The organism is Klebsiella sp. CN_Kp100 (genome assembly GCF_040065315.1).
Taxonomy (GTDB): Bacteria; Pseudomonadota; Gammaproteobacteria; order Enterobacterales; family Enterobacteriaceae; genus Klebsiella; species Klebsiella oxytoca.
On sequence record NZ_JBEAIJ010000035.1, the window covers coordinates 52677 to 78904 of the forward strand.

The following is a 26228-nucleotide window of genomic DNA, read 5'->3' on the forward strand; positions in this document are numbered from 1 at the left end:
ACCGGCATGATATATTGCAGGCGGATATTCTCTAATATTCAACTGCGCAAGGAATGCCATGAGTAATATTCATAGAAAATATAATCCACGAAATATAATTAACGCTCCTGATGTAAAATCGGCCATTATTTCTCGCAGCGAACAGCGCAACGACGGTAATCGTATTCAACGCTGGCTAAGCAACCATTTTTTTCGCTGGGCTATCGGTAATTTCCCCCACGTTTATCCTGTACGCTCCGCCGCCGATTATGCGGTTTACTTTGGCGCGGAGAAGGCGATCCCCGCGTGGTTGATATCCGGGCTGGGCGGCGGCGCCTTTTACTATCTTAATCCACAGCATCCGCAGCTGCTGGCGACGGAAAGGGAGTTACTGGAGTTCCTGTCGCGGCTGGAAGGCACGCGGCTGGAAAGCAAACTTCAGCGCATTAACTGTTTCACCGTCCTGGACATGAGCGAGGCCGAGCACCAGAAAATGCAGCGCCTGCGCGAACGAGGCTGGTCCCCCTCCAGCGACGACGCCGTTAAGCCGCTGATGAAGGTCACTGCTGGCCAGTGGGTCGCCTTCGATGCCGCCAGCCTGGCCTTGCGTAGTGAAATGGCCTATGAATCCTGGCATATGCAGCACTGCGTCGGCCAGTTCGAGGATAAAGGGTCACTCTCCGGCGGCTACGGCGAGTACTACGCCCGGCAAATTGAACAAGGCGCATTTCGCCTTCTGAGCCTGCGCGACGAAAATAATATTCCCCACGTCACCCTGAGCCTGAGGATAAATAATGACAGCATGAGTATCGATCAAATTAAAGGTAAGCAGAACCAGCATCCTGTTAAAAAATATGCCGCCGACGTTTTGGCTTTATTACATTATCTGCAACCACGTCCCGAGCGCCACGCCGATTGTGAAGGTATGGGGATCGTCTATGAAGCGACGCCGCAATTTGCTGGCTGGAAATTTATCACCGATGTGGTTGATTTTGATTTTTTACTCAACGTTCTGCATAACAATTTTCACTTAATGACGCACTTCCCTCACCCACCGGTGGCGCTACAGTGGCTGCTTCTGCACAGCGCTCCGGAGGCGTTGCGCTATCTTCGGACGATCGATCCCAACGTGGCGACCGCGGCGGAAATGCTGTTCTCACAGCATGAATGGCACCCTACGCTTGCCGGGAAAAACACCTGCAGCCAGCCTTTTGAAATTGAGAGCCTGACGCTACAAACCACGCGCTACCGACCCCACACCGGAGAGAGTCCTTGATGCTGCTGATAGCCTTGTTTACCACCGCTTATTACCTGCGCTTACGCGCCAAAAAAAAGAATAAACAGCTGGTTGCCGCCCGCATCGCCGAGGAAAAAGAAAAGGACCGTCTTAACGATCTGCGCCGCGATAGCCGAAGACGCCAGTGGGCGCTGGCGTTAGCCGATCTCCTCTCGCACCGCAATGGCCTGCCGACAAAAGGCGTACAGCTGGCGTTGAAACTTGATGATGACCAGCGCCGCCACCTGACGCAGCAGGTAAAAAAAGAACTGGGCTTGCATCAGCACCTCGACGGCGCGGCGTTACGCCAGCAGATCGCCGAGATCCTGCGCTGCTGGCCGGCGGGCATGGGCAACTCGCCGCGCACGTTTTACCACCACCTGGCGGCCCAGGGCCGGGTTCGCGACGCGCTGGCGTTCGACTGCATGCGCACCGCCTTTCTGACGCGCTGTATCGCCGGGCTCGGCTGGTGCGACGAAAATCAGGCCTGGCTGGTTCTCCTGTTAAACGCCCAGCGGGCGCAGGATTGTTTTGCTTCGTGGGAAGATTACGCCACCGCCTACGTCCGCGCCCGCCGGGTACGGCTGGCGTTAATGGATACGCCAACGGCGGTTGCCGGACGCGATGTGCAGGAGGTGGCCTGTTACCTGAAAGCCTCCTTCAGCCGCTGGAAAACGCTGCCGTGGAATGACTTCAAAATTTTCGACCCGGTTTAAAAGGAGTATATATGGAAAAGGATGACCCACTGCTCACCGCCATGTTTGAGATGTGCAACCGTAAAAATCCCCTCAATGACGGACAGCGCGAGTGGTCTATCGCGGATCTTCCCGGCCTGTTGCGCGAAGGATGTTATGACGAGCTCGAGGCGCGCTATAGCCGGGCGCTGGCGGAAAGCCTGACCAGCCGCGAGGCGGAAAAACGTTACTTCCTCGCCTGGACGCAGATGTGCAACCATTTTTACGATATGGATGCGCTGGTCGAGGCCGGGCCTGCTGGGTTAGCGCCGATCAAAAACTGGCAGCGCGCCCGCCCGCGCTCCAGCTATGCCTGGCTTGCTGAGGCCCAGTACTGGAACCACCGCGCGTGGCTCTATCGCAGCTACGGCTGGGCGCAGGATACCACCCGCGCCATGTGGATCTGCGCCAGCGCCTGCAATGAGCGGATGGTCATTGCCGCTCTCTACGCCATCGACCTCGAACCACGCCAGTGGATGGCGGCGTCCCTGACCAGCACTAACTCTAAGGTCTTCGGCCAGCCCGACTGGCTGGCTGAGTTCCTTGCCGGCGCTGAGGTTGCAGGACAACCGCTGATGCAGGAACTGGCTGAGTATCACCGCCGCTCATCGCAGGAAGTGGAGGCGCTGATGGCCCATTCCGGCCTGTCGTTTGCCGACGCGGTATGCCCGGATCTGCCTCGTCCGCAGGTACTGCCTGCGTGCGATGGCGACGCCGGGCAACGCTACTGGCTCGCCGTTTGTCTGGCGATTTTCCCGACGGCATTTTACGCGCTGGATGAGTATATTCCGTTTCGTATGCCGCGCTGGGGAGGATCGCATCAGGAGATCCGCGAATTTCTGGCATCAACGGTATGCGATCATCTTACCGCCGCCGAGCGGGAGCATCTGGAACTTTTAATCTGGTGGGATGACCATCGCGATCTGCGTATCAATGAAGTGGATTCACCGACCGAGCGGGAGCATATTATCGCCAAAGCCGAAGAGATTGCCCGGCGGGCGCACATGGCGCAGTCTCGCCACCATGCGCTGGAGTGGCTGCTGCTCTGCTATAGCGATTTAGACGATAAAGACGCGCTCTGGCTCACCTTGCAGCGTTCGGTCATGGAAAAAGTGAAGCTCAACAATTACTACACCGCGTGGGCGTTAAAGTTTGCGCTGCGCGATTTCCCGGACAGCGAGTGGATTTACAATTTCATCTGCCAGAATGCGCAACAAACCGAATACGGCGTGCCGAAAATCTATCGCGGCTACTTCCAGTACGCGGGGCTATTTGGCTTTGAAAAAGATGAAGCGCAGGGCGCCGTCTGGCTCGATAGCGTCGCCGACATTGAATACGACCATAACTGGCGGGCGGCGATAAAAGATTTTCGCTGGCTCGGTTACCCCGAATATCTCCTGCCTCTGGCCCACCTTGGCGCCCGGAGAAACATCCCCAGCGCGCTTAATCAGCTCGGGGTGGAATCTCATGCCAGAGATAACGGAGGCTTGTTGCCGTACGATCCCGCCATCGCCTTCGGTTACTGCCAGCAAGCGGCCGAGATTTTACGCCAGCACGTCGCGCAGCGCGACGCAGATAATAAATATCGCTTGATCGCCAACGGCGGCGATGACGGCTATGAACAGGATCTGCAGGAGATCCATTTCCGCATGGCCAACTGCAGCGAACGTCTGATCAACCAGGCTCCGCCGGCGGAAAAGCGCGCCGCTTACGAAAAAAACCTTCTCGATAATCTCTATCTGGCCTCCCGCTATGGCGATAAGCGGGCCTGGGAACTCTTTCTGCTTAATATCGCCGGCGTAAAAGATTTAGCGCTGGCGCACTCACATTTGCAACAGGTGCAGGAAGCGGCAAATAAAGGTTCGCCGGAGGCCATGGTGGCGCTGTCGCAGCTGTACGGTAACAAACGGGATAAAGCGCTTTATAATATGAAACAGAGCGCGCGCTGGGCGCATTTTTTCATCACCTTGTACCCTGAACATGAATTATTCATGGATCTGGATGCTCTCCATTTCGATTCTTTCTGGAAACGCTGGCGCTTTGCCTGGTACACCTCACGTATTCCGGATTCCGAGCTGCCGGGGCAGCTCAACTCCATGGTGTAAGGTGGTTTACTCCCCTGCCCCACAGCGCTACAATGCCCGCCCTTAATGTGGGGGCACTCCCCAACTCGCCGCACCGGGTGCGGCGAATCTGACCTGTCATCAGAACGAGAAAATCATGTTTAAACCGGAACTCCTTTCCCCGGCGGGAACGCTGAAAAATATGCGTTACGCTTTCGCCTATGGCGCAGATGCCGTTTATGCGGGCCAACCCCGCTACTCCCTGCGCGTGCGTAACAACGAATTCAATCACGAAAATCTGCAGCTCGGCATTAACGAAGCCCACGCGTTGGGTAAAAAATTCTATGTGGTGGTTAACATTGCCCCGCATAACGCCAAGCTGAAAACGTTTATTCGCGATCTGAAGCCGGTGGTGGAAATGGGGCCGGATGCGCTGATCATGTCCGATCCGGGCTTAATTATGCTGGTGCGCGAACATTTTCCCGACATGGATATTCATCTGTCGGTGCAGGCCAACGCCGTGAACTGGGCGACGGTCAAGTTCTGGCAGCAAATGGGGCTGACCCGCGTCATTCTCTCCCGCGAGCTGTCGCTGGATGAAATCGCCGAAATTCGCAGCCAGGTGCCGGAGATGGAAATTGAAATCTTCGTTCACGGCGCGCTGTGCATGGCCTACTCTGGCCGCTGCCTGCTCTCGGGCTATATCAACAAACGCGATCCGAACCAGGGCACCTGCACCAACGCCTGCCGCTGGGAGTACAACGTGCAGGAAGGTAAAGAAGACGACGTCGGTAATATCGTGCATAAGCACGAACCGATCCCGGTGCAGAACGTCGAGCCGACGCTGGGCATCGGCGCGCCGACTGACCAGGTGTTTATGATTGAAGAGGCCAAACGTCCGGGCGAATACATGACCGCGTTTGAAGACGAACACGGCACCTATATCATGAACTCGAAAGATCTGCGCGCTATCGCTCACGTCGAGCGGCTGACCCAGATGGGCGTTCATTCGCTGAAAATCGAAGGCCGCACGAAATCACATTACTATTGTGCCCGTACCGCTCAGGTCTACCGCAAGGCCATTGACGACGCCGCCGCAGGCAAACCGTTCGATACTTCCCTGCTGGATACCCTGGAAAACCTCGCGCATCGCGGCTATACCGAAGGTTTTCTGCGTCGCCATACGCACGATGACTACCAGAACTATGAGCACGGCTACTCTGTTTCCGAACGCCAGCAGTTCGTCGGCGAATTTACCGGCGAGCGCAACGGCCAGCTGGCGGCGGTGGCGGTGAAAAATAAATTCTCCGTCGGCGATAGCCTTGAGCTGATGACCCCGCAGGGCAACGTCAACTTTACTCTCGAACATATGGAAAACGGCAAAGGCGAGCGAGTGTCGGTAGCGCCGGGCGACGGGCACACAGTATGGTTGCCTGTCCCGGAAGATATGGTGCTGCAATATGCTCTGCTGATGCGCAACTTTACTGGTCAGACAACCCGAAACCCGCACAGTAACTAGTTAATTTGGGTTATTTTTTCACGATGTAAAGATATTAGAAACGGATCACATACCGTTTCGTTCAAAGCAGATATCATCCATTTCGCTGAAAAACATAACCCATAAATGCTAGCTGTACCAGGAACCACCTCCTTAGCCTGCGTAATCTCCCTTACGCGGGCTTATTTTTTATCTCTCCCCCCCCGCCTTCGCTTTCTTCATGCGGTACACTTTATGCATTACTGAGCAATAAAGGTCCCCTGATAATGTCCACGTTTCCAGCCAGCTTACTGATTCTGAATGGCAAAGGCGCCAATGAACCGCAGCTACGCGAGGCGGTTAAACTGTTACGCGACGAAGGAATCGATATTCACGTCCGCGTCACCTGGGAAAAAGGCGATGCCGTTCGCTTTGTCGATGAAGCTCTGCAGCTGAACGTCGAAACGGTGATTGCCGGCGGCGGTGATGGCACCATCAATGAGGTGGCGACGGCTCTGGTCGAGCGCGACGGTAAAATGGCGCTGGGGATTTTGCCGCTGGGCACGGCGAACGACTTCGCCACCAGCGTCGGCATCCCGCAGGATCTGGCCAGCGCGCTGAAGCTGGCCATCGTTGGCCGCGAAGTGGCGATAGATATTGCGCGAGTTAACGATAAGACCGGTTTTATTAATATGGCCACCGGCGGTTTCGGCACCCGCATTACGACCGAAACCCCGGAGAAACTCAAGGCCGCGCTCGGCGGCGTCTCGTATTTGATCCACGGTCTGATGCGCATGGATACGCTCAAGCCGGACCGCTGCGAAATCCGCGGCGAGAACTTTCACTGGCATGGCGATGCGCTGGTCATCGGCATCGGCAACGGGCGTCAGGCCGGCGGCGGCCAGCAGCTGTGCCCGGAAGCATTAATCAACGACGGCCTGCTGCATCTGCGCATTTTCACCGGCGAAGAGCTGATCCCCGCGCTGTTCAGCACCCTGGCAAATCCGCAAACCTCGCCGAATATCATCGACGGCGTCTCATCGTGGTTTGAGATAACCGCCCCTCATGAGATGACGTTTAACCTCGACGGCGAACCGCTGACCGGTAAAACCTTCCGCATGGAGCTTTTACCGGCCGCACTACGCTGCCGGCTTCCTCCCGACTGTCCGCTGCTACGTTGATCAGGTTTCGCAAAGCAAAGACGGCGCCCGGCTGGTATACAGCAGCCGGGTTCGTTGATTGAGCCGCTGAATATTAAGGTAAAACGGCACCTGCGGCTGCAGGAAAAACTTGGGCAGGATGTTGTTAATATGCTTCTCCTGCTCGGTTTCGCCGATGCTGGCAGAGACGGTTTCCGATCGCAGGAAGTAGTGCTGGCCGTCGCGGGTAAAGCTAAACCAGATGTTCTGGTTGATGGTAAACGATTCACCCTGCGGCGGCGTAATCTCTCCCCGGACAATCACCAGCCCACGGGTGCTATCAAATACATAGCGTAAAGAAATATCGCCCTGATAACCTGAGTTTAATAGCCGCATCTCACCGCTACACTGGAAATGATTGCGCTGCCAGTATTGCCAGGATTTTATCGTCATACCGCTTAATACTCCGATAAATACGATAGCGATTAACCATTTAATTTCACGCCGGCGCATTGACTACCTCCTTAATGTAATATTTGGTGAGGCATTGATTATCACGCCATTGACTAAATGGCTGACGACAGCGAATCACCGACACCCGCGCTTGCCCGGGATAAAGCGTCAAATAAATCCATGGATATTCTTCGCATTCAAATTTACTGCGCTTGATAAAATTGACATGACGAACATGGTCAACTACGTCATTATTGGCAAAGAAGTGACATTGTTGCGAAAATTTAGCAATTATGGGCGAATAACTTTGCAAATAAGATTCGAATTCTGTTTGCCACGCAACAAATCCACAAACCAGACAACTCAGCAGCGCCGCAAGCCCCCACAAAAGAGAGCGTCGCGGCCTTAACCGCTTTTTTTCGGGCAAACTCGCAGCTGCGACCTCCTTATGAACAGACTCGTCAACGGGCGCTTGTGGCTCCTCCGCCGTCGGTGCCTTCTCTACATCGCGCGGCTGAGATTCCGTAACCGTTAATGTTGCATCCAGCCTGACGCCTACCCTCGGCACCGTAATAATAATATCCTCGTCTACCCCCAGCTCCTTAAATGCCCGACGTAACAGGGAAATATTCTGGTAAAAACCGTTGCTGGTTACCTGGGCGCCATGCTTTATCCACACTTCCTCAAAAAAGGTTTCGCGGGCAACAGTATTGCCATCATGCTGAATAAGCAGTAATAAACAGCGGCTGGCCGGCATATTTAAGGAAACCGTTTTCGTCTCGTCAGCAATAAGTATTAGAGCGCTACGCTGAGGAAAAAAGGCAATTCTTCCATTAATCGTATATATTTTTTCCATCCTGTTCTCTGAGAATAGTAATCACGTGGATGAGCGGCAGGGGGTACCCTACTATAAATAGGGTAATCCGCCATGACGTTGATGACATCTTAAGATTATTCGCAGGCGAGTTTACTCTATTACTCAGCAGATCTGGAGGCGTAATACGCAGTTTTTCCTTGTTATTAGCAAGGTTTAAATGAATTTACAGAACGGAATATTTTGTACTTCGAATTGAAACTGGCTATTTATTTCAAAAAAAATAATAAATACAAGTTATAATTTGCAAAAGATGCATTCACACAACAGATACTTTCATTTTAGATCTAAATACCACATTTACATTAATAGACGATATTTATAACTATAACTACATATCGTTTCAAAGTTTTATCTATAAAATGGGCGCATTTCCCGCGTGACAAATGCGCCATAAAGCTTAGTATGCCGCCACCTCGCGCGCCATTTCGCGCGTATATTGCCGACTGGCGTTGACCAGCATCTTCGTATAGGCCGTCCGCGCCTCGCCGCTGACCAGCGCATCGACCGTCAGGGTTTCAAGGATCTTCCCGTACTGCATCACCGCCACGGTCTGGCATAAATGGGCAATAACCCCGAGATCGTGAGTAACCATCAGGTAAGTGAGCTTAGCCTCCTGCTGCAATTCTGCCAGCAGATTGAGGATCTCCGCCTGCACCGACACATCCAGCGCCGACGTCGGCTCATCCAGCAGCAGTACCTGAGGCTCAAGAATCAGCGCTCTGGCTATCGCCACGCGCTGCCGCTGCCCGCCGGAGAGCTGATGCGGATAGCGCTCGCGAAAGGCGCGGTTGAGGCCAACTTTGTCCAGCAGCGCATTGATCCGCCGGTCGCGGTCGTTGATACGATGGATCTGCAGCGGCTCTTCGAGGATATCGCCAATGGTGTGACGAGGATGCAGCGATCCATAGGGGTCCTGAAATACCATCTGCACCTGACGGCAGCGCCTGCGGCTGATTTCATGCCCTAAGCGCTGACCATCGATGGCCAGCTCCCCCTGCCAGTGGGTAAACAGCCCCGCCAGGCACTTGAGCACCGTCGTTTTACCGGAGCCGGACTCGCCTACCAGACCGTAGATCTCGCCGGGCTTAACGTGGAAACTGACGTCATACAGCACCTGGTTACGCTTCTCCCCCTCGCCAAACGCGAGGTTGAGATGTTGAACTTCAATCATCATCCGCTCCTTATTCCGTTAACCAGCTGGCCTGACGCTGCAGCACCGGCAGTATCGGGCGACGATGCTGCATATCCGGCAGCGAGTTAATCAATCCCTGAGTATAGGGATGACGGGCGTTATCGAGATCTTTAGCAGCGATGGACTCCACTACCCGTCCGGCGTACATCACCAGTACGCGGTCGCAGAAGCTGCGCACCAGGTTGATATCGTGGCTGATAAAAATCAGCCCCAGCCCGCGCGACTGAACCAGGTCATCCAGCAGGCCCAGCACCTGCAGGCGCACCGACACATCCAGCGCGGAGGTCGGCTCATCGGCAATGATCAGCTCCGGGTCGGTAATCAGCATCATGGCGATCATGATGCGCTGCCCCTGTCCGCCGGATATTTCATGCGGATAAAGCTGATAAACGCGCTCCGGCTGGCGAATACGCACCACCTCCAGCATCTCCAGCGCCCTGGCTTTCGCCTCATCTTTGCGCCCGGGATGATGAGTAAGCCAGGCCTCGGCGATTTGCTTACCCACGCAGACCACCGGATTAAGCGAATATTTCGGGTCCTGCATAATCATAGAGATACGTTTGCCGCGTACGCCGCGCATTTGCGCTTCGCTAAGATGCTGCAGATCGAGGTCGGCAAACTGCATCCGGCTGGCGCTGACGCGGGCCTTTTTCGGATGCAGCTGCAGCAGCGCGCGCCCAACGGTGGACTTACCCGAACCGGACTCGCCGACAATCGCCAGCTTTTCGCGCCCCAGCTGGAAGGAGACGCCGCGCACGGCATGGGTCACCGCGCTGCCGTTAACAAAGTCGACGCACAGATCGCGCACGTCGAGCAGCGGAGCATTATTCACTGCGGGGATCGAGGATGTCACGTAGGCCATCTCCTAAGAAGTTGAACGCTAAGCTGTTGATCAGAATCGCCAGCCCCGGAATTGTTACGACCCACCAGCACTCCATCATATAAGTGCGCCCGCTGGAGATCATCGCTCCCCACTCCGGCTCCGGCGGCTGCGCGCCGAGCCCGAGAAAGCCGAGACCGGCCGCGGTCAGAATGATCCCGGCCATATTCATGGTGATACGGATAATGACCGAGGGCAGACACAGCGGCACGATATGGCGCCAGAGGACGCGGGACGATGAAGCGCCCTGCAGACGCACGGCGGAGATAAAATCGGCCTGGCGCAGAGAGAGCGTTTCGGCGCGCGCCAGACGGGCTATCGGCGGCCAGGCGGTAAGCGTGATGGCGATAACCACATGCTCCAGCCCCGGCCCTAAGGCGGCGACAAACGCCAGCGCCAGAACCAGACTCGGGAAGGAGATGAAAATATCGGTGACGCGCATCAGCACCATATCGACTTTACCGCCGAAATAGCCGGCGCTGACGCCCAGCAGCAGCCCGAGCGGACCGACGGTCACCGAGACCAGCAGCACGATATAGAGCGTGATGCGCGAGCCGTACACCAGGCGACTAAAGATATCCCGGCCAAACTCATCGGTGCCGAACCAGTGCTGCGCATTCGGCGCGACCAGCGCGCTGTTCAGGTCCTGCACCAGCGGGTTATAAGGCGCAATCAGCGGCGCGAAAATCGCCACCACCAGCAGCAGAAAGATAATTCCTCCGCCGATGGCCGTTAGCGGGTTGCGCGCCATTTTGCCGATAAACCCGACGGCCCGCGCCGCCGCGCGTTGCAGCCGCTGACGGCCTTCGCCCGCACCGCCCGAAAGCGGCGAATCCAAAGAAACGGTCATGATTTTGTCCTCGGGTCAAAGAATTGATACAGCATGTCGGAGAGCAGGTTGAGCATCACGAAGATCACCCCCACCAGCAGCACGCAGCCCATCACCGCATTCATATCGCCCAGCAGCAGGCTACCGGTAAGATAGGAGCCGAAACCCGGCCATGAGAAGACGGTTTCAATCAGCACCGCGCCTTCCAGCAGCGCGCCGTAGGCCAGCGCCACCACCGTCAGCAGCTGCACGAGGATGTTACGAAACGCATGGTTCCAGATAACCTGACGCTCGGTTAGCCCTTTCACCCTCGCGGTAATAATGAACTCCTGCGACAGCTGGGCCAGCATAAAGCTGCGGGTCATACGGCTGATATAAGCCAGCGAGTGAAAACCCAGCAGCGAGGCGGGAAGAATCAGATGATTAATGGCGTTCCAGAACACCTGTCCGTTTCCTGCCAGCAGCGCATCAACGGTCATCAGGCCGGTACGGCGCGGCACAATGCCGTCCAGACCGAGGTCTACCCGCCCGGCGCCGCCCACCCAGCCGAGCCAGGCATAGAACACCAGCAGCCCCATCATTCCGACCCAGAAAATCGGCGTCGAGTAGCCCGCCAGGCTGATAATGCGTACCACATAATCGGAGAAGCTATTGCGCCGCGCCGCCGCCAGCACGCCCAGCGGAATTCCGAGACCCGCGCCGACGAGAATCGCCATCGTCGCCAGCTCCATGGTGGCCGGGAAGACGCGGATAATATCGTCCACCACCGGTTTCCCGGTCAGCAGCGCATTGCCCAGATCGCCGTGCAGCAGGTTGACGAAATAGATGCCAAACTGGGTGGTCAGCGATTTATCAAACCCCAGCTGCTGGTAAACCTGCTGATAGGTACTCTGATCAGCATCCGGACCGACGATCGCCAGCACCGGGTCGATAGGCATGACGCGGCCAATGGTAAAGGTCAGCAGCAGCAGGCCGAACAGCGTAATCACCACCTGCAACAGCCGTTTGGATAAGCGCCGGCCGCGTGAGCCGGGCGCAAGGATTGCGGTACTCATCCTTTCTCTCCTTCGCGGACTTTATAGACGTCACGCAGAAAAGTGGTGGCGGAGGGGTGCGGCTGATACTCTCGTACCTCGTTGCGCACCACCACGGAATCGACCATCTGCGAAAGCGGAATTAAAGCCGGAACCAGCTGGTCGTAGCGCGCCTGGATGGCCTGGTAGTCAGCCACCTGTTTTTGCGGATCGCGTTCCAGCAGGGCCTGGTCAATCATCGTATTGAGCTGCGGGTCGTAAAAACCGGTACGCCAGCCCTGAAAGTTGGTCAGACGCGCCTCATCGCTGTTATCCGGGTTATAGACCAGCGCGCGCAGGCTGGAGTGCGGATGCGGCTCCATTCCGCTGCCGCCGCGTCCCACCAGCAGGTCAAATTTACGCTCGCGCATCGCGCCGTAGATCTGGTTACCGGTGCCGGTGATGATTTTGGCGTTAATACCCGCCTGCATCAGCGTCGACTGCACGGCGATAGCGATGTTAAGAAATGGCTGATCGGAGAGGACCCGCAGCGTGGTATCAAAGCCGTTGGGATAACCCGCTTCCGCCAGCAGCTTTTTCGCCCGCGCCACGTCCAGCTTATAGCCAGGGTCAGGCAGCGTAGACGGCATGCCCGCCTTAATCGGTCGCTGATGCAGCACGCCGTAGCCCGGCATCAGCGCTTTATTGATACCCTGGTAATCAATCAGATAGCGCACCGCTTCGCGCACTTTCGGTTGGGCGAAGTGCGCCTCTTTCATGCTCATCGCCACGTAGTACATGGTGCCGCGCTGCACCGCATCGACGGTCAGCTGCGGGTCGCTGCGCAGGGCGTTAATATCGGAAACCGCCATATTGTTGGCAATATCGAGGTCGCCTTTTTCGATCATCAGACGCAGAGTTTGCGACTCCTGGAAATGGCGCAGCACCACGCGGCTCATTTTCGCCTCGCCGCGCCAGTAGTCAGGATTGCGCTTCATGCGCAGCACATCTTTTGCCTGCCAGGTTTCCAGCGTAAACGGCCCGGAACCGGCTTCATGGGTGGTCAGCCAGCGGTTACCCCAGTCGTTATCCTGCTGGTGGCTTTGCACCGTTTTACTGTCCAGCACCCCGAGGTTGCCCAGCGCCGCCAGCGAGTAAATCACCAGCTGCGGATCGTTATCTTTGGGTAACTCGATTTGCACCGTGAAGCGGTCCGGCGCGCTGACCTGGCTGTCGATATTTTTCTTACTGAAGCCATAGGATTTCCATACCGAGGCCTGAGCCAGGTTGAGGTGCAGGATGCGCCGCATTGACCACACCACGTCAGCGGCGGTCAGCGGGTTGCCGGAATGAAACTTAACGTCGTCGCGCAGATGAAAGGTCAGGGTTTTGCCGTCGGGGCTGATATCCCAGGATTTCGCCAGCGCGGGCTTAACGTTGGTGAGCTGTTCAGGGTCAAGCTCCACCAGCGAGTCGTAGAGGTTGACCACGATTCCCACCACTTCGTTACCGGTCATCGCCGCCGGGTCAAGGGTGAGCAGGTTATTCATATTCATGCCGATGATAAGCTGATCGGGCGGCGTTTTCGCCACCGCCGCCCCGCTTCCCATCGACACGGCGAGCGTGAATAAGCACGCTGCCAGTAGGGAGGTTTTTTTCATATCTCTGTTTGCCTGTACTGTAGGGTACATGTTGCCGGATGGCGGCATTTTCGCCTTATCCGGCCTACCGGGCCGCAGACCCGATAAGCGCAGCGCCATCGGGCATTTATTTTTTTGAATCAGTCGTGGCTAACGGTATTGGCTTCGATATACGCAAAATTAATGTCTTCGCCGAGGCCCGGACGTTGTGACAAATGCACAAATCCCTGGTCATCCATCGGGTCAACAATGCTATTGAGATAAGCCGCCGGTTCATCGTAGTCGAGGAACGGATGCAGCAGGCCGCGCTCGTACCAGCGGCAATTGCGGATCGCGCCGACCACCGCCAGGCTTGCCGCGCCGTTGCCGTGGACTTCGCAATCCATGCCGAAAGATTCCGCCAGCGCCGCGACCTTCATGGTCGGGGTAATACCGCCCACACCGTTAGCGCCGGCGCGCAGAATGTCGCAGGCTCCGGCTTTCACCCATTCGGCGCGCATGTGGTGCTTGCCGCCGAAGCTCTCCGGCCCGACGATGGGGATCGACAGGTTTTCCGCCAGCCATGCGTAGGAGGACATCGAATCCTCCTCCATCGGTTCTTCAAACCAGGCGAAATTGAGTTTTTCCAGCTCTTTGCCGATCCACAGCGCCTCGGCGCGGCTGTACCAGTGATAGCCGTCAATCATCAGGTCAATATCCGGCCCTACCGCTTCGCGCACCGCCGCGCAGGCTTTAATATCCATTTTGGGATTGGGCGCAAAAGAGATTGGCGGCATCCAGGTGTGCAGCTTGATGGCCTTGTAGCCGCGGGCGACCAGCTTTTCGGCAAAGGCGGCATACTCCTCCGGAGTCGACAGTCCACCCGGCAGATCGTCGCCGCACATCGTGCTGCCGTAAGCCGGGACGGTGTCGCGATAGCCGCCGAGCAGCTTGTAAACCGGCATCTTAAGGCTGCGGCCTATCAGGTCCCACAGCGCCTGTTCAATAAACGACAGCGCGCGCTCCGTTAGCTGATGTGCACTACCGCGCTGCCAGTGGTTAAGATCCTGCCAGATACGCTCGCGGTTAAACGGGTCCTGCCCCACCAGCACTTTGCGGAAAAAAGTATTCACCACGAACGGGCGCACGACTTCCGGAGGCGCAAACGAAAAACCCTGCGCCCCATCATCAGCGGTGATGGTCAGCATCGCCATTTTGGCCATGCTTTCAGCCCCCGGATGGGAGTGCCCGGCGCTGTCGGAAACTCGACGTGTGGGATACTGGAAAACGGTGACATTCACAGATTCAATTTTCATGCTCAATCCTTATCACGGCCAAATCCGATCGATAGAAGCAAATCGGCAAAGTGGTTTCACATTATTGAAAATACGTTTCAATATCTAATCTAAGCACAATTACGTAGCAGTGCCTCGGACAAACACCGCTAAGCAAGGCAATAAATTTGGGCATTGGCACAACAAGACGTGACTGTTTTCACAAAAGATGAGTGAAATGTGAGGCGGATCGGCATGGAGAAAAAAGGGCGTGAGCGCAGAAGAGAGAGTGACCGACCGTGTACATCCCGGGATTTTCTGCGCTCACGAAAGCGTGAGTTATGCGACCGCCTCTGGCTCGGCGGTGAGGGCTTCCAGCAGTTCAGGCAGCGCCCGGTAGCGGCCAGCGGCGGCCTGAAAACGCGCGTGCTGGCTATCTTCGGCAATCACTATCGTGGCAATCCCCGCCGCCCGGGCCGCGCTAAAGCCGTTGAAGCTGTCTTCGATCACCAGGCAACGGCTGGCGTCGAGATTAAGCTTATCCAACGTCGTCAGATAAACCGCCGGATGCGGCTTGCCCTGCGCTTCATCATCCGCGCTGCAAATCACATCAAAATAGTGCCAGAGCGAGAGCTTGTTCAGCACGGCGGCGATAACCTGCCGGGACGAGGAGGTCGCGAGCGCAATTTTATAACCGGCATGGCGAAAATAGCGTAACGCCTCATGCACCCCGCGCATCGGCTCGCCTTCGGCGGCGATCAGGCCGGTAATACGCTGCAATATCGCTGCTTCAAGCCGCTGCGGAACAAGCTCAAGCTGGCAATGGCGGCACCAGGTGCGGGCAATTTCGTCGAGGCGTTTGCCTTTGGTCAGCGTTTCGCACTCCTCGACGCTCGCCGTTGCCCCCCACTGCGCGAGGGCGTCGATTTGCGCCTGCCGCCACAGGCTTTCGGAATCAATAATCACGCCATCCATGTCAAAAATCACTGCCTGAATACTCATCATTCACCTCATTAAGGCTGGCATGCCTGGCATGCCAGCCGCATCACCTTAAGAGAACTCCACCTGCTCGCTGGCCGGCGCTTCCTTGTGGGAAAATCCCGGCTGCTCGACGCGGATAAACGCACAGAGGAAAAAGGCCGCCACGTACAGCGCGGTATAGGCGATCACCACTCCGATGGTGCTAAAGAACGGCAGCAATATCACCGCAATAGCCGGTGCGAGAAAGTTCGACATCCCCGCCGACAGGTTGTAGACCGAAATGGCCGCGCCTTTGTGCTTCGGCTCCAGCGCCGGGAAAACCGCCGCCAGCGGAACAAACGCGGCGACAAAGATCCCCAGGGCGATAGCCGGAAGCAGCGCCATCGCGAAGTTATGTCCGAAGTGCTGCGGAATGTAATAAAACGCCAGGCTGGAGACCGCCATACCGATGCAGCCGAACCAGCGCACCACCTTCATCCAGCCCAGTTTTTCGCCCAGAATGCCCCACAGCACATTAGAGAAAATGGTGGTAAAGAAGAAGACCGCCCACACCTGCAGCCATTCTGAGGTGGTGAAGCCCAGCTCATCGACGAACATCATCGGCATAATCACCGCAAAGCCGAACAGCGAGAGCGTATTGATAATTCGCACCATGCTCGACAGCAGAATATTGCGGTTGGTATAGAGCAGCGTCGCCGCGCGGCCCAGTTCGGCAAACTTCTCGCGGGTGGTCAGGTTCTGCATATGGTGCGGCGTTTTAATATGGCGCAGGGAAGCCAGCGCAATGATGCCGCCGGTGACGCAGAAAGCGAGCGCCAGCCACAATGTCCCCAGCTCGCCGATATGCGGGATGGTAAAGCTCGGAATATAGCTGCCGAATACGCCGATGCCGATGGAATAGACCGCCCAGAACCAGCCGATCGCCGAGCTGGCGTTATCGCTTTTCACGTTGTGGATAATGGCGACGATAAACGAGTAAAGGAACAGCGGATACGCGAAGCCGCGGATGCCGTAGAAAATTAAGATCAGCGCATAGTTGGCATGACCGAGACCGAAGACCAGGAACAGCACGTGGAACACGCACCATAGCACAAAGCCAATCATCATGGTCTTCAGCGGCGTGATGATTTCCGCCACCACGCCGGAGATCCATGCCGACAGCGCGGCGGCCAGGCCGTAGAGGGTGAAGGCGAACGATGCCTGCGCCGGGGAGAACCCGAGCTCTTTAATGTAGTGCGACAGGAATGCCAGTTCAAAACCGTCGCCGGTCATAAACACGGCAATGGCGATGTATCCCCAGAGCAGGTTCAGGGGTAAACCGAGCCACTGTTTATTATTGATGGACATAATGACCTCGTTTTTAGGGTACAGGAGGCCGCTCCGGTCAGATCGCCGGAGCGGTTATGGTGATAAAAATTAGTGCTGCCGATAGTTCAGATCGTTTAAATACAGGGCCTTAAACTGCGCATAGCGCCGCATCAGGGTTTGATGGCGTACCGGGTCCGCACGCCAGGTCTGCCAGATCTCCGGTTTTTCACATACCGCGGTAATTGGTTTGCCCGCCGCCAGACAGGCCAGCCGCGCCGCGCCCAGCGCGCCGCCGGTCTCTCCGCCTTTGTGGGTCACCACCGGCATATCGAGGATATCGGCCAACAGCTGCGCCCAGAACGGGCTGCGGGCGCCGCCGCCAACCAGCGAACATTGTTCGATCTGCGTACCGCTCTCTTTCAACACCTGCAGACCGTCGTTGATCCCAAAGCTCACCCCTTCCAGCACCGCATAGCCGAGCTGGGCGCGCAGGCTGGAGTGGGTCATGCCCCAGAACATGCCGCGCGCGTCAGGATCGTTGTGCGGCGTACGTTCGCCGGAGAGATAGGGTAAGAAGAACGGCGCATGGGCCTTCTCCTCTTCGCTAAGCTCGGCAATCTCCTCCAGCAGCGCCACTTCCGTGGTGCCGGTCAGGCGGCAGAACCACTGCAAACAGCTGGCGGCGCTGAGCATCACGCTCATCTGATGCCATAGATTCGGCAGAACGTGACAAAACGCATGGACCGCCGACTGCGGAGCCGGACGATAGGCGTCGGTTACCACAAACAGCACGCCGGAGGTACCGAGCGAAATAAACGCATCCCCTGGTGAAACCGCCCCGACGCCGATGGCGCTGACCGCGTTATCGCCACCGCCGCCGGCAACCGCTACCGAGGCGTTCAGCCCCCAGCGTTCAGCCACCTGCGGGTCAAGGGTCGCGGAAACCTCGCAGCCTTCGACCAGCGTCGGCATCTGGCTGCGCGACAGGCCGCATTTATCCAGCAGCGAGTCGGACCAGTCGCGCTTCGCCACGTCCAGCCACAGCGTCCCGGCGGCGTCGGACATATCGGAGACTTTCTTCCCGGTCATCCGGTAGCGCAGATAATCTTTCGGCAGCAGTACCGTGGCGGTGCGCTGAAAGTGTTCCGGCTCATGACGGCGTACCCACAGCAGCTTCGGTGCGGTAAAGCCGGGCATCGCCAGGTTTCCCGCCACCTGATGCAGCTCCGGCGCCATCTCCTCCAGCTCCGCACACTCCGCGGCGCAGCGGGTGTCGTTCCACAAGATTGCCGGGCGAATGACCTCCCCGCCGGCATCCAGCAGGACCGCGCCGTGCATCTGCCCGGAAAGGCCAATGGCCTTAATGGCTGGCCAGTGCTGGGCGCATTTTTCCCGCAGCGTGGTCATCAGATACTCTGTCGCCTCCCACCATGACTGCGGCGACTGTTCTGACCAGTGCGGGTGAGGCCGCTGAATGCTCAGCGGCGCGCTATGGCTGGCGATAACCTCATTGTTCTCATCAATGACCAGCGCTTTCACTTCCGATGTGCCAAGATCGATACCCAGATACATAGCCACCTCTTAGTTAATCAGCGTATAAACTGCCGCGACTTTTTCGCGCATCAGCGCGAGGAAATCGGCGTTTTCAGCGAGTTCGCCAAATAGCGCTTTATCGCGGGCATACAGCGCCAGCGGATCGCTGGCTTCGAACATCTGATGCACCGCCTGCGCGTCAAGAATGCCGTCCTGGTATTCATACGGCAGACTTCCCTTATGCCACTGTTCCATAAAGACGAAGAACAGCGCGGGCAGCATCGCGGTCGCTTCCGGGCGGGCGCCGCGCTGGTAGCACTCCTGCAGGGTTGGGGCGATCATCGCCGGAATTTTCGAGAAACCGTCGGCGGCAACGCGCTGGTTCGTGTCCTGGATATACGGGTTGGTAAAGCGCTTAAGCACCACGTCGCGATAGGTTGGTAAATCAATGCCGTTATCGCCAAGGCAGGGGATCACATCTTCCGTAACGTAGCGGTCGGCAATGGCGTAGATGAAATCCGTTAGCGTACTTTCATGAATATACTGCTGGCCGATTAACGTCCCCGCCCACGCAATGCAGCTATGCGACGAGTTCAGAATGCGAATTTTCGCCTCTTCATAAGGAATAACCGATGCAACCATCTCCACGCCAACCGCTTCCAGATTCGGGCGCTCATCGCGGAAATGGTTTTCCACCACCCACTGGATGAAGGTCTCACCCATCACCGGCGCGCTATCGTCAATGCCGGTTTGCGCTTTGACGCGCGCGGGCAGATCTGCCGCCGGACGCGGAGTGATACGGTCGACCATGGTGTTCGGGCAGGTCGTGTTGGCGGCCATCCAGTCAATCACCGCCTGCTTGCCGGTTAGCTGCAGGAACTCAACCATGCCGTCGTGGAAGCGCTCGCCATTATGGCGCACGTTATCGCAGTTCAGCAGAGTCAGCGGCCCGGCGTTGTCCGCCATACGCTTTTCCAGGATCCGCGCAATAGTGCCGTAAATCGTTTTGCACTCCCCTGCCAGATCGGCCTGCAAGTCGGGGTTGCTGGTTTCCAGCTTATGGCGGGTATTCAGGTAGTAGCCGCCTTCCGTCACGGTGAAGGCGATAACTTTGGTCTGCGGGTTTGCCCCTTCGTTAATCAGCGGCTTGAGCCCGGCCTGCCACGGCAGCAGTTTCTGAATTGAGGTGATCTCTTCATATTCACGTTCCCCTTCAGGGCTGACGGTTTCCAGCACGTAGCGCCCACCCTGCGCTGCCAGCGCCTGGACCACCTGCTCGGCGTCGTTGCGGATATTCCCCGCCGCAATGTGCCAGCGCTTATCTCCGGAAGCAATCAGACGATGCAGATACCACGCCTGATGGGCGCGATGAAAAGAACCCAGACCAATGTGAAGCCATGTGAATTGATTGTTCATGTTCTGCTCTCCTTGAGTTGATGGCGTCACTGTAAATGATCATTTGACCAAAATAAGAGCCACGGATCACAAAAGAACAATTACCCATTAAAATTACAATTGACCAGAAAAGAGCAAAAGCTTGCCAGTTTTACCAACCACGGCGAGAATGCGGTTATTCGCCGGGCGAAATTATCGCCGCGGCCAGAAACTTAGGGCAGGAAACCATGAGCAAAGAAGATGATATTCGGCTGGATCAAAAGGTCCGCGCCGCGTGGATGTACTACATTGCCGGGCAGAACCAGAGCGAGATCGCCAGCCAGCTTGGCACGTCGAGGCCGGTGGTACAGCGGCTGATCGCCGCCGCGAAAGAAGAAGGGATTGTGTCGATCGGGCTGCATCATCCGGTGGCCAACTGCCTCGATTATGCGCTGTTACTGCAGGAAAAGTACCGGCTTATCGAGTGCAATATCGTGCCCGCCTTTAGTGAAGAAAGCACCCTGGATAGCGTCTCCTTTGGTTGCTATCAGCTGATGGCCCGCTACCTGCAGGACGATAAAGAGAAAATCATCGGTCTGGGTTCCGGCCTGACCCTGAAAAAAGCGCTGCAGCGTATCGATTTCGACAGCCAGAATACCCGCTGCGTCGCGCTGATCAGCGCCATGGACGCCGACGGTCAGTGCAACTATTACGATGATGTCCCGCTGCTGCTGACCAGCAAAATTAAGGCGAAGTACTATCAGTGGCCCGCGCCGCGCTACGCGCAGACGCAGGAAGAGTACGACATGTGGTGTACCAGCCGGCTGTTCCGCAGCGTCTCCGCCGTCGCCCGCCAGGCGGACGTTATTTTTGTCGGCATTGGGCCATTAGGCACCCAAAGCCCTATTTTTAAAGACGGCTTTATCAATCAGGCCCAGATGGATGAAGTGACGGCGCAAGGCGGTATCGGCGAGATTATGGGGCGCTTTATCGATGCCGAAGGCGGAGTGGTGGATAGCGAAATCAACAGAATGATCACCAGCTACGATATCCGCCAGAATCAGTGTCCGCGCATCGCGGTGGCATGCGGCGAGTACAAACGCCCGGCGATTCTGGCGGCGCTTAAAGGCGGCTGGATCAACGGTCTGGTGACCGACGAGCACACCGCCCGCTGGCTGCTGACGCGCTAAGCTCAAACAGCCAGATAGCGACTCAGCTGCTGCTCATCAGTAGCGGCGGAATTTCAATCCGCTGCTGGCCGGCATCGCCGGAGTCGATAATCGTAAACACCGCTTCCAGCATCGCCGGCACGTCCTGCTGCACCATGTCGATATCGTGCCCCAGCAGATAGACAAACGGGTCCCAGTCGAAGCAGCCCATCGGCGGCTGCTCGCTGCCGGTGAGTCCTGCCTGCGACAGCCAACGTACGACCCCCTCCAGCGATATCGTTGAGTTGACAAATATTCCCTGCAACGGAACCTTCGCGGTGCCAAACCGCTCCTGCAGGCAGGCTTCGACTTTGCCTTTCGAATAGCCGGGAGCCAGAATGTTCGCCTGCGGCACGCTCAGCCCCTGCTCGCGATGCGCGTCGTGGAAGCCGCGTAAACGTTCGCTGGTGTTATGGTCGCTGCTGCGCCCGCCAATGAACGTCAGCGGCGCTATCTCTCCCCGGCGGCGAGCGCTATTCGCCAGGATCTTATGGGTCAGCGCTTTCGCGCCGCCGTAGTTATCCGAAATCACCGACGGTGCGATAGTCCCCGGTAGATCGAGATTGACCGTTGGCACGCCCGCCTGCTGGCATAGAGCGGAAATTTTATCCGGATTGGTCGCCCCGGTCGCCACCACCCAGTCAACCTGCCAGGAGAGCATCGCTTTCACCGCTTCGAGCTCCAGCTCGGGGCTTCGGCGCGTACAGGTGATAATCGGCAGCAGGCCCCGTTCGCGAGCCATCTCCTCAAAGCGTTCGGCGACCGAACCGAAATAGCGGTTATCGTATTTGGGGATAATCATGCCGATGACGCGCGATTTTTTGCTGCGCAGCATGCTGGCCTGGCGGTTAATCGCGTAGCCCTGCTCCTCGGCAATCCGCGTCACCTTTTCGGCAAGCTTTGCGCTGATGCGGCGCTTTTTCCAGTTGCCGTTGAGGATAGCGCTCACCGCGCTCGCCGAAACGCCGGAAAGTTCCGCCAGGTCGTAAATCGTGATTTTCTTCATTTTCCCAACTTGCGTCACAAAATCATTTCGCTGTTAATTTCCCCACTTGCTCAATCGATGAAGCTAGCGCAACATGAGCTTCATCGATTGAGCTTCCATTTTACTTTCCGAAGTATTAACGCATTCAGCATTAATATTCCAGAAAACCTGCAGAAATGACGCTCATATTCAATACCTTAACAAGTTTTCGTCTCTAACGTCGAACGCGATGCCCTCGCGCTCGACAGTGCCAACCAGACTCTGTAAAGGATTATAAAATGAACCACTCTGTCTCCTCTATGAATACTTCCCTTAGCGGTAAAGTCGCCGCCATTACCGGCGCGGCGTCCGGTATTGGCCTCGAATGCGCCAGAACCCTGCTGGGCGCCGGCGCAAAAGTGGTGCTTATCGACCGTGAAGGGGAAAAGCTCAATAAACTTGTTGCCGAACTCGGTGAAAACGCCTTCGCCCTGCAGGTTGACCTGATGCAGGCGGATCAGGTTGATAACCTTCTGCAGGGAATTTTGCAGCTCACCGGGCGTCTTGATATTTTCCACGCCAACGCCGGAGCTTATATCGGCGGACCGGTGGCCGAGGGCGATCCGGACGTCTGGGATCGCGTGCTGCATCTCAATACCAACGCCGCCTTCCGCTGCGTGCGTAGCGTCCTGCCGCATCTTATCGCGCAAAAGTCCGGGGACATTATCTTCACCAGCTCTATCGCGGGCGTGGTGCCGGTGATCTGGGAGCCTATCTATACCGCGTCGAAATTTGCTGTCCAGGCGTTTGTTCATACCACCCGTCGCCAGGTTTCACAGTACGGCGTGCGCGTCGGCGCCGTGCTGCCTGGCCCGGTAGTCACCGCCCTGCTGGACGACTGGCCGAAAGCCAAAATGGACGAAGCGCTGGCCAACGGCAGCCTGATGCAACCGATCGAAGTGGCCGAGTCGGTGCTGTTTATGGTGACGCGGTCGAAAAACGTCACCGTACGCGACATTGTGATCCTGCCGAACAGCGTGGATCTCTGACCGTTCAACCAGACTGTGTGAGAGGATATTATGCAACATATTATTGGCGTCGATGTTGGCTCAGGCAGCGTTCGCGCCGGCGTATTCGACCTGCGTGGCGAACTTCTCGCCCACGCAACCCGGGAAATTACCCTGTTTCGCAGCGCCGGAAGCGTGGTCGAACAGTCAAGCCGCGAGATCTGGCAGGCGGTGTGCTACTGCATTAAAACGGCGGTGGCCAGCGCCGGGGTCCCTCCATCGTCGATTGCCGGGATCGGCTTCGATGCCACCTGCTCGCTGGTAGTGATTGGCGATAACGACGCGCCGCTGGCGGTCGGGCCTTCGGAAGATGCGGACCGTAACATTATTGTCTGGATGGATCATCGCGCCACCGGCCAGGCGGAAAAGATTAACGCCACGGGCCACGCGGTGCTGCAGTACGTTGGCGGCAAAATCTCGCCGGAGATGGAAACGCCGAAACTTCTCTGGCTGAAGGAGCACCGCCCGCACATTTATCAGCAGGCGCGCCACTTCTTCGACCTCCCCGATTATCTCACCTGGCGCTCGACCGGCGATTTAGCCCGCTCGGTCTGTACTGTGACCTGTAAATGGACCTACCTGGCGCATGAACAACGCTGGGATGCCAGCTACTTCCGCCAGATTGGCCTCGAAGAGCTGGCGGATGAAGATTTTGTCCGCATCGGCCAGCGGATTGTCGATCCGGGAACCCCCTGCGGCGACGGCCTTTGCGCCACGGCGGCAGAGGAGATGGGGCTGCCGATCGGTACGCCGGTAGCGGTCGGTATGATTGACGCCCACGCGGGCGGCATCGGCACCGTCGGCGTGCTTAACGGCGCGGTTAACAATATGGCCTACGTCTTCGGTACCTCCTCCTGCACCATGACCACTACTCAGGAAGCGGTATTCGTGCCCGGCGTCTGGGGGCCGTATTACTCGGCGATGGTGCCAGGGTTCTGGCTGAGTGAAGGTGGTCAGAGCGCGGCCGGAGCGGCCATCGACCAGCTGTTGAGCTTCCATCCCGCCGCCGCAGAAGCTAAGTCGCTGGCCAAAGCGCGCGGCGTCCCGCTACCGGTTTATCTTGCCGATAGCGTGCTGGCGAAGGTAGATAATCCGTCAGCGGCGGTCAAACTTGCCGACGGCCTGCACGTGGTGCCCGAGTTTTTAGGTAACCGGGCGCCGCTGGCCGATCCGCAGGCGAAAGCGATTATCGCCGGGCTGGGGATGGAGCGGGATCTGGACAATCTGATGGCGCTCTACGTCGCCGGATTGTGCGGCATCGGCTACGGTCTGCGGCAGATTATTGACGCCCAGAAGGCGTGCGGCATCCGCAGCGAGAATATCGTCATCAGCGGCGGGGCCGGTCAGCATCCGCTGGTGCGCCAGCTGCTGGCAGACGCCTGCGGAGTGAACGTGGTGAGTACCGAATCCAGTGAACCGGTGCTGTTAGGTTCGGCGATTCTTGGCGCGGTGGCCGGTCATATCGCGCCTTCCCTGCCAGAAGCGATGAAGCAGTTTACCCGGGTGGATAAAACCTACCGCTGCGTAGAACAATTTAGCGCCGATCATCAGCGGCGCTATGAGGCGTATAAAATGCTACAGCACACGGCGCGGCTGATTCGCGAGTAAGCAGGAACCCGGAGGCGGCGCTTGACGCGCCTGTCCGGGCTACCGGCCCGCAGATAACTGTGAATCCGCACCCTGCTCTCGATGGGGCCTCCGGGCCGCAGACGGCGGTGAGCCGGTAGCCCGGTCAGGCGCAGCGCCGCCGGGGAAGGCAGACGACGCTGTTGCCTTTAAGGGTTAGATAGCCTGTTAAGCGATGGTGACTTTGCCGTCCAGATAAACATCCTGCACGGCATTAATCAGCTTCACGCCGTCGGCCATCGATTTTTTAAACGCCTTACGGCCCAGAATCAGCCCCATGCCGCCCGCGCGCTTATTGATAACCGCGGTGCGCACGGCGTCGGACAGATCGGTTTCCCCGCCCGCCGCGCCGCCGGAGTTAATCAGCCCGGCGCGGCCCATATAGCAGTTCGCCAGCTGGTAACGCACCAGGTCGATCGGATTATCGCTGGTGAGCTTGCTATAAACCCGGTCATCGGTATAGCCGAAGTTCACCGCTTTATAGCCGCCGTTGTTTTCCGCCATTTTCTGCTTCACGATATCCGCGCCGATGGTCGCCGCCAGGTGGTTGGCCTGACCGGTTAAGTCAGCGGAAACGTGGTAGTCGACGCCATCTTTCTTAAACGCCGAATTACGCAAATAGGCCCACAGCACGGTCACCAGGCCAAGCTCGTGCGCGCGCTCAAAAGCGGCGGAAATCTCTTCGATTTGCCGACGGGACTGTTCGGAACCGAAATAGATCGTCGCCCCGACCGCCACGGCCCCCATATTGAACGCCTGCTCGACGCTGGCATACAGCGTCTGGTCATATTCGGTCGGGTAGCTCAGCGTTTCGTTATGGTTCAGCTTGACCAGGAAGGGAATGCGGTGCGCATAGCGGCGCGACACCGAGGCCAGCACGCCATAGGTGGAGGCCACGCAGTTACAACCGGCCTCAATGGCCAGTTCGACGATATTTTTCGGATCAAAGTACAGCGGGTTGGCGGCAAAAGAGGCGCCAGCAGAATGCTCTACGCCCTGGTCGACCGGCAGGATCGACAGATAGCCGGTTCCCGCCAGGCGGCCGGTGTTATACAGGGTTTGCATATTACGCAGCACCGCCGGCGGACGGTTGTTATCAACCATCACCCGATCGACGTAATCCGCCCCCGGTAAATAGAGCTGGTCGGCTGGAATTGTCATACAGCGGTGCTGTAAAAGCGTGTCGGCATCTTTGCCAAGCAACTGCGTAATATCAGTCATAGCTATCTCCCGTAAGTGCCGGTCGAAACCGGCATGCATTTTCCCAACCCAATTATTTTGGGCAGGTTAAGCCTGGTACCGACTCAGCAGATTTTCCAGCCGGGAGCCTATTTTTTCAGCATAGTCTGCTGACCCGTTGTC

22 protein-coding genes are annotated in these 26228 nt (G+C 57.2%); 8 read left to right on the plus strand and 14 right to left on the minus strand.

All coding sequences use genetic code 11. The features are described from left to right. The first annotated feature begins 58 nt into the window (after positions 1 to 58). The 5 genes from ABLV12_RS12805 (at position 59) to yegS (ending at position 6710) form a co-directional block, all read left to right on the plus strand. On the plus strand, positions 59 to 1255 hold the full coding sequence (locus ABLV12_RS12805; protein ID WP_348867084.1) for a cytoplasmic protein: 1197 nt from the start codon (positions 59 to 61) through the stop codon (positions 1253 to 1255). Further along, complete coding sequence (locus ABLV12_RS12810; RefSeq protein WP_004103748.1) at positions 1255 to 1971, plus strand: DUF1266 domain-containing protein; 717 nt, start codon at positions 1255 to 1257, stop codon at positions 1969 to 1971. The genes ABLV12_RS12805 and ABLV12_RS12810 overlap by 1 nt, the downstream gene beginning before the upstream one ends. An 11-nt stretch (positions 1972 to 1982) precedes the next feature. Then, positions 1983 to 4094 carry a DUF4034 domain-containing protein gene (locus ABLV12_RS12815; RefSeq protein WP_201506118.1) on the plus strand — a complete coding sequence of 704 codons (2112 nt, stop codon included), beginning with the start codon at positions 1983 to 1985 and terminating at the stop codon, positions 4092 to 4094. A 115-nt stretch (positions 4095 to 4209) separates the two neighbouring features. Next, positions 4210 to 5571, plus strand: coding sequence for a tRNA 5-hydroxyuridine modification protein YegQ (gene yegQ, locus ABLV12_RS12820; protein ID WP_004114016.1), 1362 nt, complete (start codon positions 4210 to 4212; stop codon positions 5569 to 5571). Positions 5572 to 5816: 245 nt separating this feature from the next. Then, positions 5817 to 6710 carry a lipid kinase YegS gene (gene yegS, locus ABLV12_RS12825; RefSeq protein WP_004103756.1) on the plus strand — a complete coding sequence of 298 codons (894 nt, stop codon included), beginning with the start codon at positions 5817 to 5819 and terminating at the stop codon, positions 6708 to 6710. Here yegS and ABLV12_RS12830 read toward each other — a convergent pair whose 3' ends face one another. From ABLV12_RS12830 to dalD, 12 genes are all read right to left on the minus strand, one after another. Further along, a complete protein-coding gene (locus tag ABLV12_RS12830) occupies positions 6711 to 7181 on the minus strand; it encodes a hypothetical protein (RefSeq protein WP_289178483.1) in 471 nt (156 codons plus the stop codon). Then, on the minus strand, positions 7168 to 7977 hold the full coding sequence (locus tag ABLV12_RS12835) for a winged helix-turn-helix domain-containing protein (RefSeq protein WP_154022235.1): 810 nt from the start codon (positions 7975 to 7977) through the stop codon (positions 7168 to 7170). The genes ABLV12_RS12830 and ABLV12_RS12835 overlap by 14 nt, the downstream gene beginning before the upstream one ends. 418 nt (positions 7978 to 8395) lie before the next feature. Next, a complete protein-coding gene (locus ABLV12_RS12840; RefSeq protein WP_335270580.1) occupies positions 8396 to 9169 on the minus strand; it encodes an ABC transporter ATP-binding protein in 774 nt (257 codons plus the stop codon). Between the two features lie 10 nt (positions 9170 to 9179). Further along, positions 9180 to 10043, minus strand: a complete 864-nt coding sequence (locus ABLV12_RS12845; RefSeq protein WP_004103764.1) for an ABC transporter ATP-binding protein — start codon at positions 10041 to 10043, stop codon at positions 9180 to 9182. Then, positions 10015 to 10920, minus strand: a complete 906-nt coding sequence (locus tag ABLV12_RS12850; protein ID WP_004103766.1) for an ABC transporter permease — start codon at positions 10918 to 10920, stop codon at positions 10015 to 10017. Before ABLV12_RS12850 ends, ABLV12_RS12845 begins: the two co-directional genes overlap by 29 nt. Further along, positions 10917 to 11954, minus strand: a complete 1038-nt coding sequence (locus ABLV12_RS12855) for an ABC transporter permease (protein ID WP_224258031.1) — start codon at positions 11952 to 11954, stop codon at positions 10917 to 10919. Before ABLV12_RS12855 ends, ABLV12_RS12850 begins: the two co-directional genes overlap by 4 nt. After that, a complete protein-coding gene (locus ABLV12_RS12860; RefSeq protein WP_004103779.1) occupies positions 11951 to 13573 on the minus strand; it encodes an ABC transporter substrate-binding protein in 1623 nt (540 codons plus the stop codon). Before ABLV12_RS12860 ends, ABLV12_RS12855 begins: the two co-directional genes overlap by 4 nt. A gap of 119 nt (positions 13574 to 13692) precedes the next feature. Further along, the gene (locus ABLV12_RS12865) at positions 13693 to 14847 is read right to left on the minus strand and encodes a mandelate racemase family protein (protein WP_032728516.1); all 1155 of its coding nucleotides are present in this window, start codon (positions 14845 to 14847) and stop codon (positions 13693 to 13695) included. Between the two features lie 297 nt (positions 14848 to 15144). Continuing rightward, positions 15145 to 15807 carry a hexitol phosphatase HxpB gene (hxpB, locus tag ABLV12_RS12870; protein WP_032728518.1) on the minus strand — a complete coding sequence of 221 codons (663 nt, stop codon included), beginning with the start codon at positions 15805 to 15807 and terminating at the stop codon, positions 15145 to 15147. Between the two features lie 48 nt (positions 15808 to 15855). Further along, positions 15856 to 17133 (minus strand): D-arabinitol transporter, encoded by a 1278-nt coding sequence (gene dalT, locus ABLV12_RS12875; protein ID WP_004103784.1) that lies wholly within the window; start codon positions 17131 to 17133, stop codon positions 15856 to 15858. Between the two features lie 69 nt (positions 17134 to 17202). Next, positions 17203 to 18666 (minus strand): xylulokinase, encoded by a 1464-nt coding sequence (gene xylB / locus ABLV12_RS12880; protein ID WP_064383251.1) that lies wholly within the window; start codon positions 18664 to 18666, stop codon positions 17203 to 17205. Positions 18667 to 18675: 9 nt separating this feature from the next. Next, positions 18676 to 20043, minus strand: a complete 1368-nt coding sequence (dalD, locus tag ABLV12_RS12885) for a D-arabinitol 4-dehydrogenase (protein ID WP_049128618.1) — start codon at positions 20041 to 20043, stop codon at positions 18676 to 18678. A 206-nt stretch (positions 20044 to 20249) separates the two neighbouring features. On the opposite strand from dalD, the gene ABLV12_RS12890 reads away from it, so the two are divergent. Beyond that, positions 20250 to 21191 carry a sugar-binding domain-containing protein gene (locus ABLV12_RS12890; protein ID WP_004103788.1) on the plus strand — a complete coding sequence of 314 codons (942 nt, stop codon included), beginning with the start codon at positions 20250 to 20252 and terminating at the stop codon, positions 21189 to 21191. A 22-nt stretch (positions 21192 to 21213) separates the two neighbouring features. On the opposite strand, the gene ABLV12_RS12895 is transcribed toward ABLV12_RS12890, so the two are convergent. Then, a complete protein-coding gene (locus ABLV12_RS12895) occupies positions 21214 to 22215 on the minus strand; it encodes a LacI family DNA-binding transcriptional regulator (protein ID WP_047720875.1) in 1002 nt (333 codons plus the stop codon). A gap of 257 nt (positions 22216 to 22472) precedes the next feature. Here ABLV12_RS12895 and ABLV12_RS12900 point away from each other — a divergent pair, with 257 nt between their 5' ends. Beyond that, on the plus strand, positions 22473 to 23222 hold the full coding sequence (locus ABLV12_RS12900; protein ID WP_004114038.1) for an SDR family oxidoreductase: 750 nt from the start codon (positions 22473 to 22475) through the stop codon (positions 23220 to 23222). A gap of 30 nt (positions 23223 to 23252) precedes the next feature. Further along, complete coding sequence (locus tag ABLV12_RS12905; RefSeq protein WP_064396268.1) at positions 23253 to 24848, plus strand: FGGY-family carbohydrate kinase; 1596 nt, start codon at positions 23253 to 23255, stop codon at positions 24846 to 24848. Between the two features lie 186 nt (positions 24849 to 25034). Here the strand turns inward: ABLV12_RS12905 and fbaB are convergent, their stop codons facing one another. Further along, positions 25035 to 26087, minus strand: coding sequence for a class I fructose-bisphosphate aldolase (gene fbaB / locus ABLV12_RS12910; RefSeq protein ID WP_004103793.1), 1053 nt, complete (start codon positions 26085 to 26087; stop codon positions 25035 to 25037). Positions 26088 to 26228 lie beyond the last annotated feature (141 nt).

What these genes read in the sequence shown, in the direction of transcription:
- ABLV12_RS12805 (WP_348867084.1), top strand. Translation starts at nt 59, where the DNA reads ATGAGTAATATTCATAGAAAATATAATCCACGAAATATAATTAACGCT.
- ABLV12_RS12810 (WP_004103748.1), top strand. Translation starts at nt 1,255, where the DNA reads ATGCTGCTGATAGCCTTGTTTACCACCGCTTATTACCTGCGCTTACGC.
- ABLV12_RS12815 (WP_201506118.1), top strand. Translation starts at nt 1,983, where the DNA reads ATGGAAAAGGATGACCCACTGCTCACCGCCATGTTTGAGATGTGCAAC.
- yegQ (WP_004114016.1), top strand. Translation starts at nt 4,210, where the DNA reads ATGTTTAAACCGGAACTCCTTTCCCCGGCGGGAACGCTGAAAAATATG.
- yegS (WP_004103756.1), top strand. Translation starts at nt 5,817, where the DNA reads ATGTCCACGTTTCCAGCCAGCTTACTGATTCTGAATGGCAAAGGCGCC.
- ABLV12_RS12830 (WP_289178483.1), bottom strand. Translation starts at nt 7,181, where the DNA reads ATGCGCCGGCGTGAAATTAAATGGTTAATCGCTATCGTATTTATCGGA.
- ABLV12_RS12835 (WP_154022235.1), bottom strand. Translation starts at nt 7,977, where the DNA reads ATGGAAAAAATATATACGATTAATGGAAGAATTGCCTTTTTTCCTCAG.
- ABLV12_RS12840 (WP_335270580.1), bottom strand. Translation starts at nt 9,169, where the DNA reads ATGATTGAAGTTCAACATCTCAACCTCGCGTTTGGCGAGGGGGAGAAG.
- ABLV12_RS12850 (WP_004103766.1), bottom strand. Translation starts at nt 10,920, where the DNA reads ATGACCGTTTCTTTGGATTCGCCGCTTTCGGGCGGTGCGGGCGAAGGC.
- ABLV12_RS12855 (WP_224258031.1), bottom strand. Translation starts at nt 11,954, where the DNA reads ATGAGTACCGCAATCCTTGCGCCCGGCTCACGCGGCCGGCGCTTATCC.
- ABLV12_RS12860 (WP_004103779.1), bottom strand. Translation starts at nt 13,573, where the DNA reads ATGAAAAAAACCTCCCTACTGGCAGCGTGCTTATTCACGCTCGCCGTG.
- ABLV12_RS12865 (WP_032728516.1), bottom strand. Translation starts at nt 14,847, where the DNA reads ATGAAAATTGAATCTGTGAATGTCACCGTTTTCCAGTATCCCACACGT.
- hxpB (WP_032728518.1), bottom strand. Translation starts at nt 15,807, where the DNA reads ATGAGTATTCAGGCAGTGATTTTTGACATGGATGGCGTGATTATTGAT.
- dalT (WP_004103784.1), bottom strand. Translation starts at nt 17,133, where the DNA reads ATGTCCATCAATAATAAACAGTGGCTCGGTTTACCCCTGAACCTGCTC.
- xylB (WP_064383251.1), bottom strand. Translation starts at nt 18,666, where the DNA reads ATGTATCTGGGTATCGATCTTGGCACATCGGAAGTGAAAGCGCTGGTC.
- dalD (WP_049128618.1), bottom strand. Translation starts at nt 20,043, where the DNA reads ATGAACAATCAATTCACATGGCTTCACATTGGTCTGGGTTCTTTTCAT.
- ABLV12_RS12890 (WP_004103788.1), top strand. Translation starts at nt 20,250, where the DNA reads ATGAGCAAAGAAGATGATATTCGGCTGGATCAAAAGGTCCGCGCCGCG.
- ABLV12_RS12895 (WP_047720875.1), bottom strand. Translation starts at nt 22,215, where the DNA reads ATGAAGAAAATCACGATTTACGACCTGGCGGAACTTTCCGGCGTTTCG.
- ABLV12_RS12900 (WP_004114038.1), top strand. Translation starts at nt 22,473, where the DNA reads ATGAACCACTCTGTCTCCTCTATGAATACTTCCCTTAGCGGTAAAGTC.
- ABLV12_RS12905 (WP_064396268.1), top strand. Translation starts at nt 23,253, where the DNA reads ATGCAACATATTATTGGCGTCGATGTTGGCTCAGGCAGCGTTCGCGCC.
- fbaB (WP_004103793.1), bottom strand. Translation starts at nt 26,087, where the DNA reads ATGACTGATATTACGCAGTTGCTTGGCAAAGATGCCGACACGCTTTTA.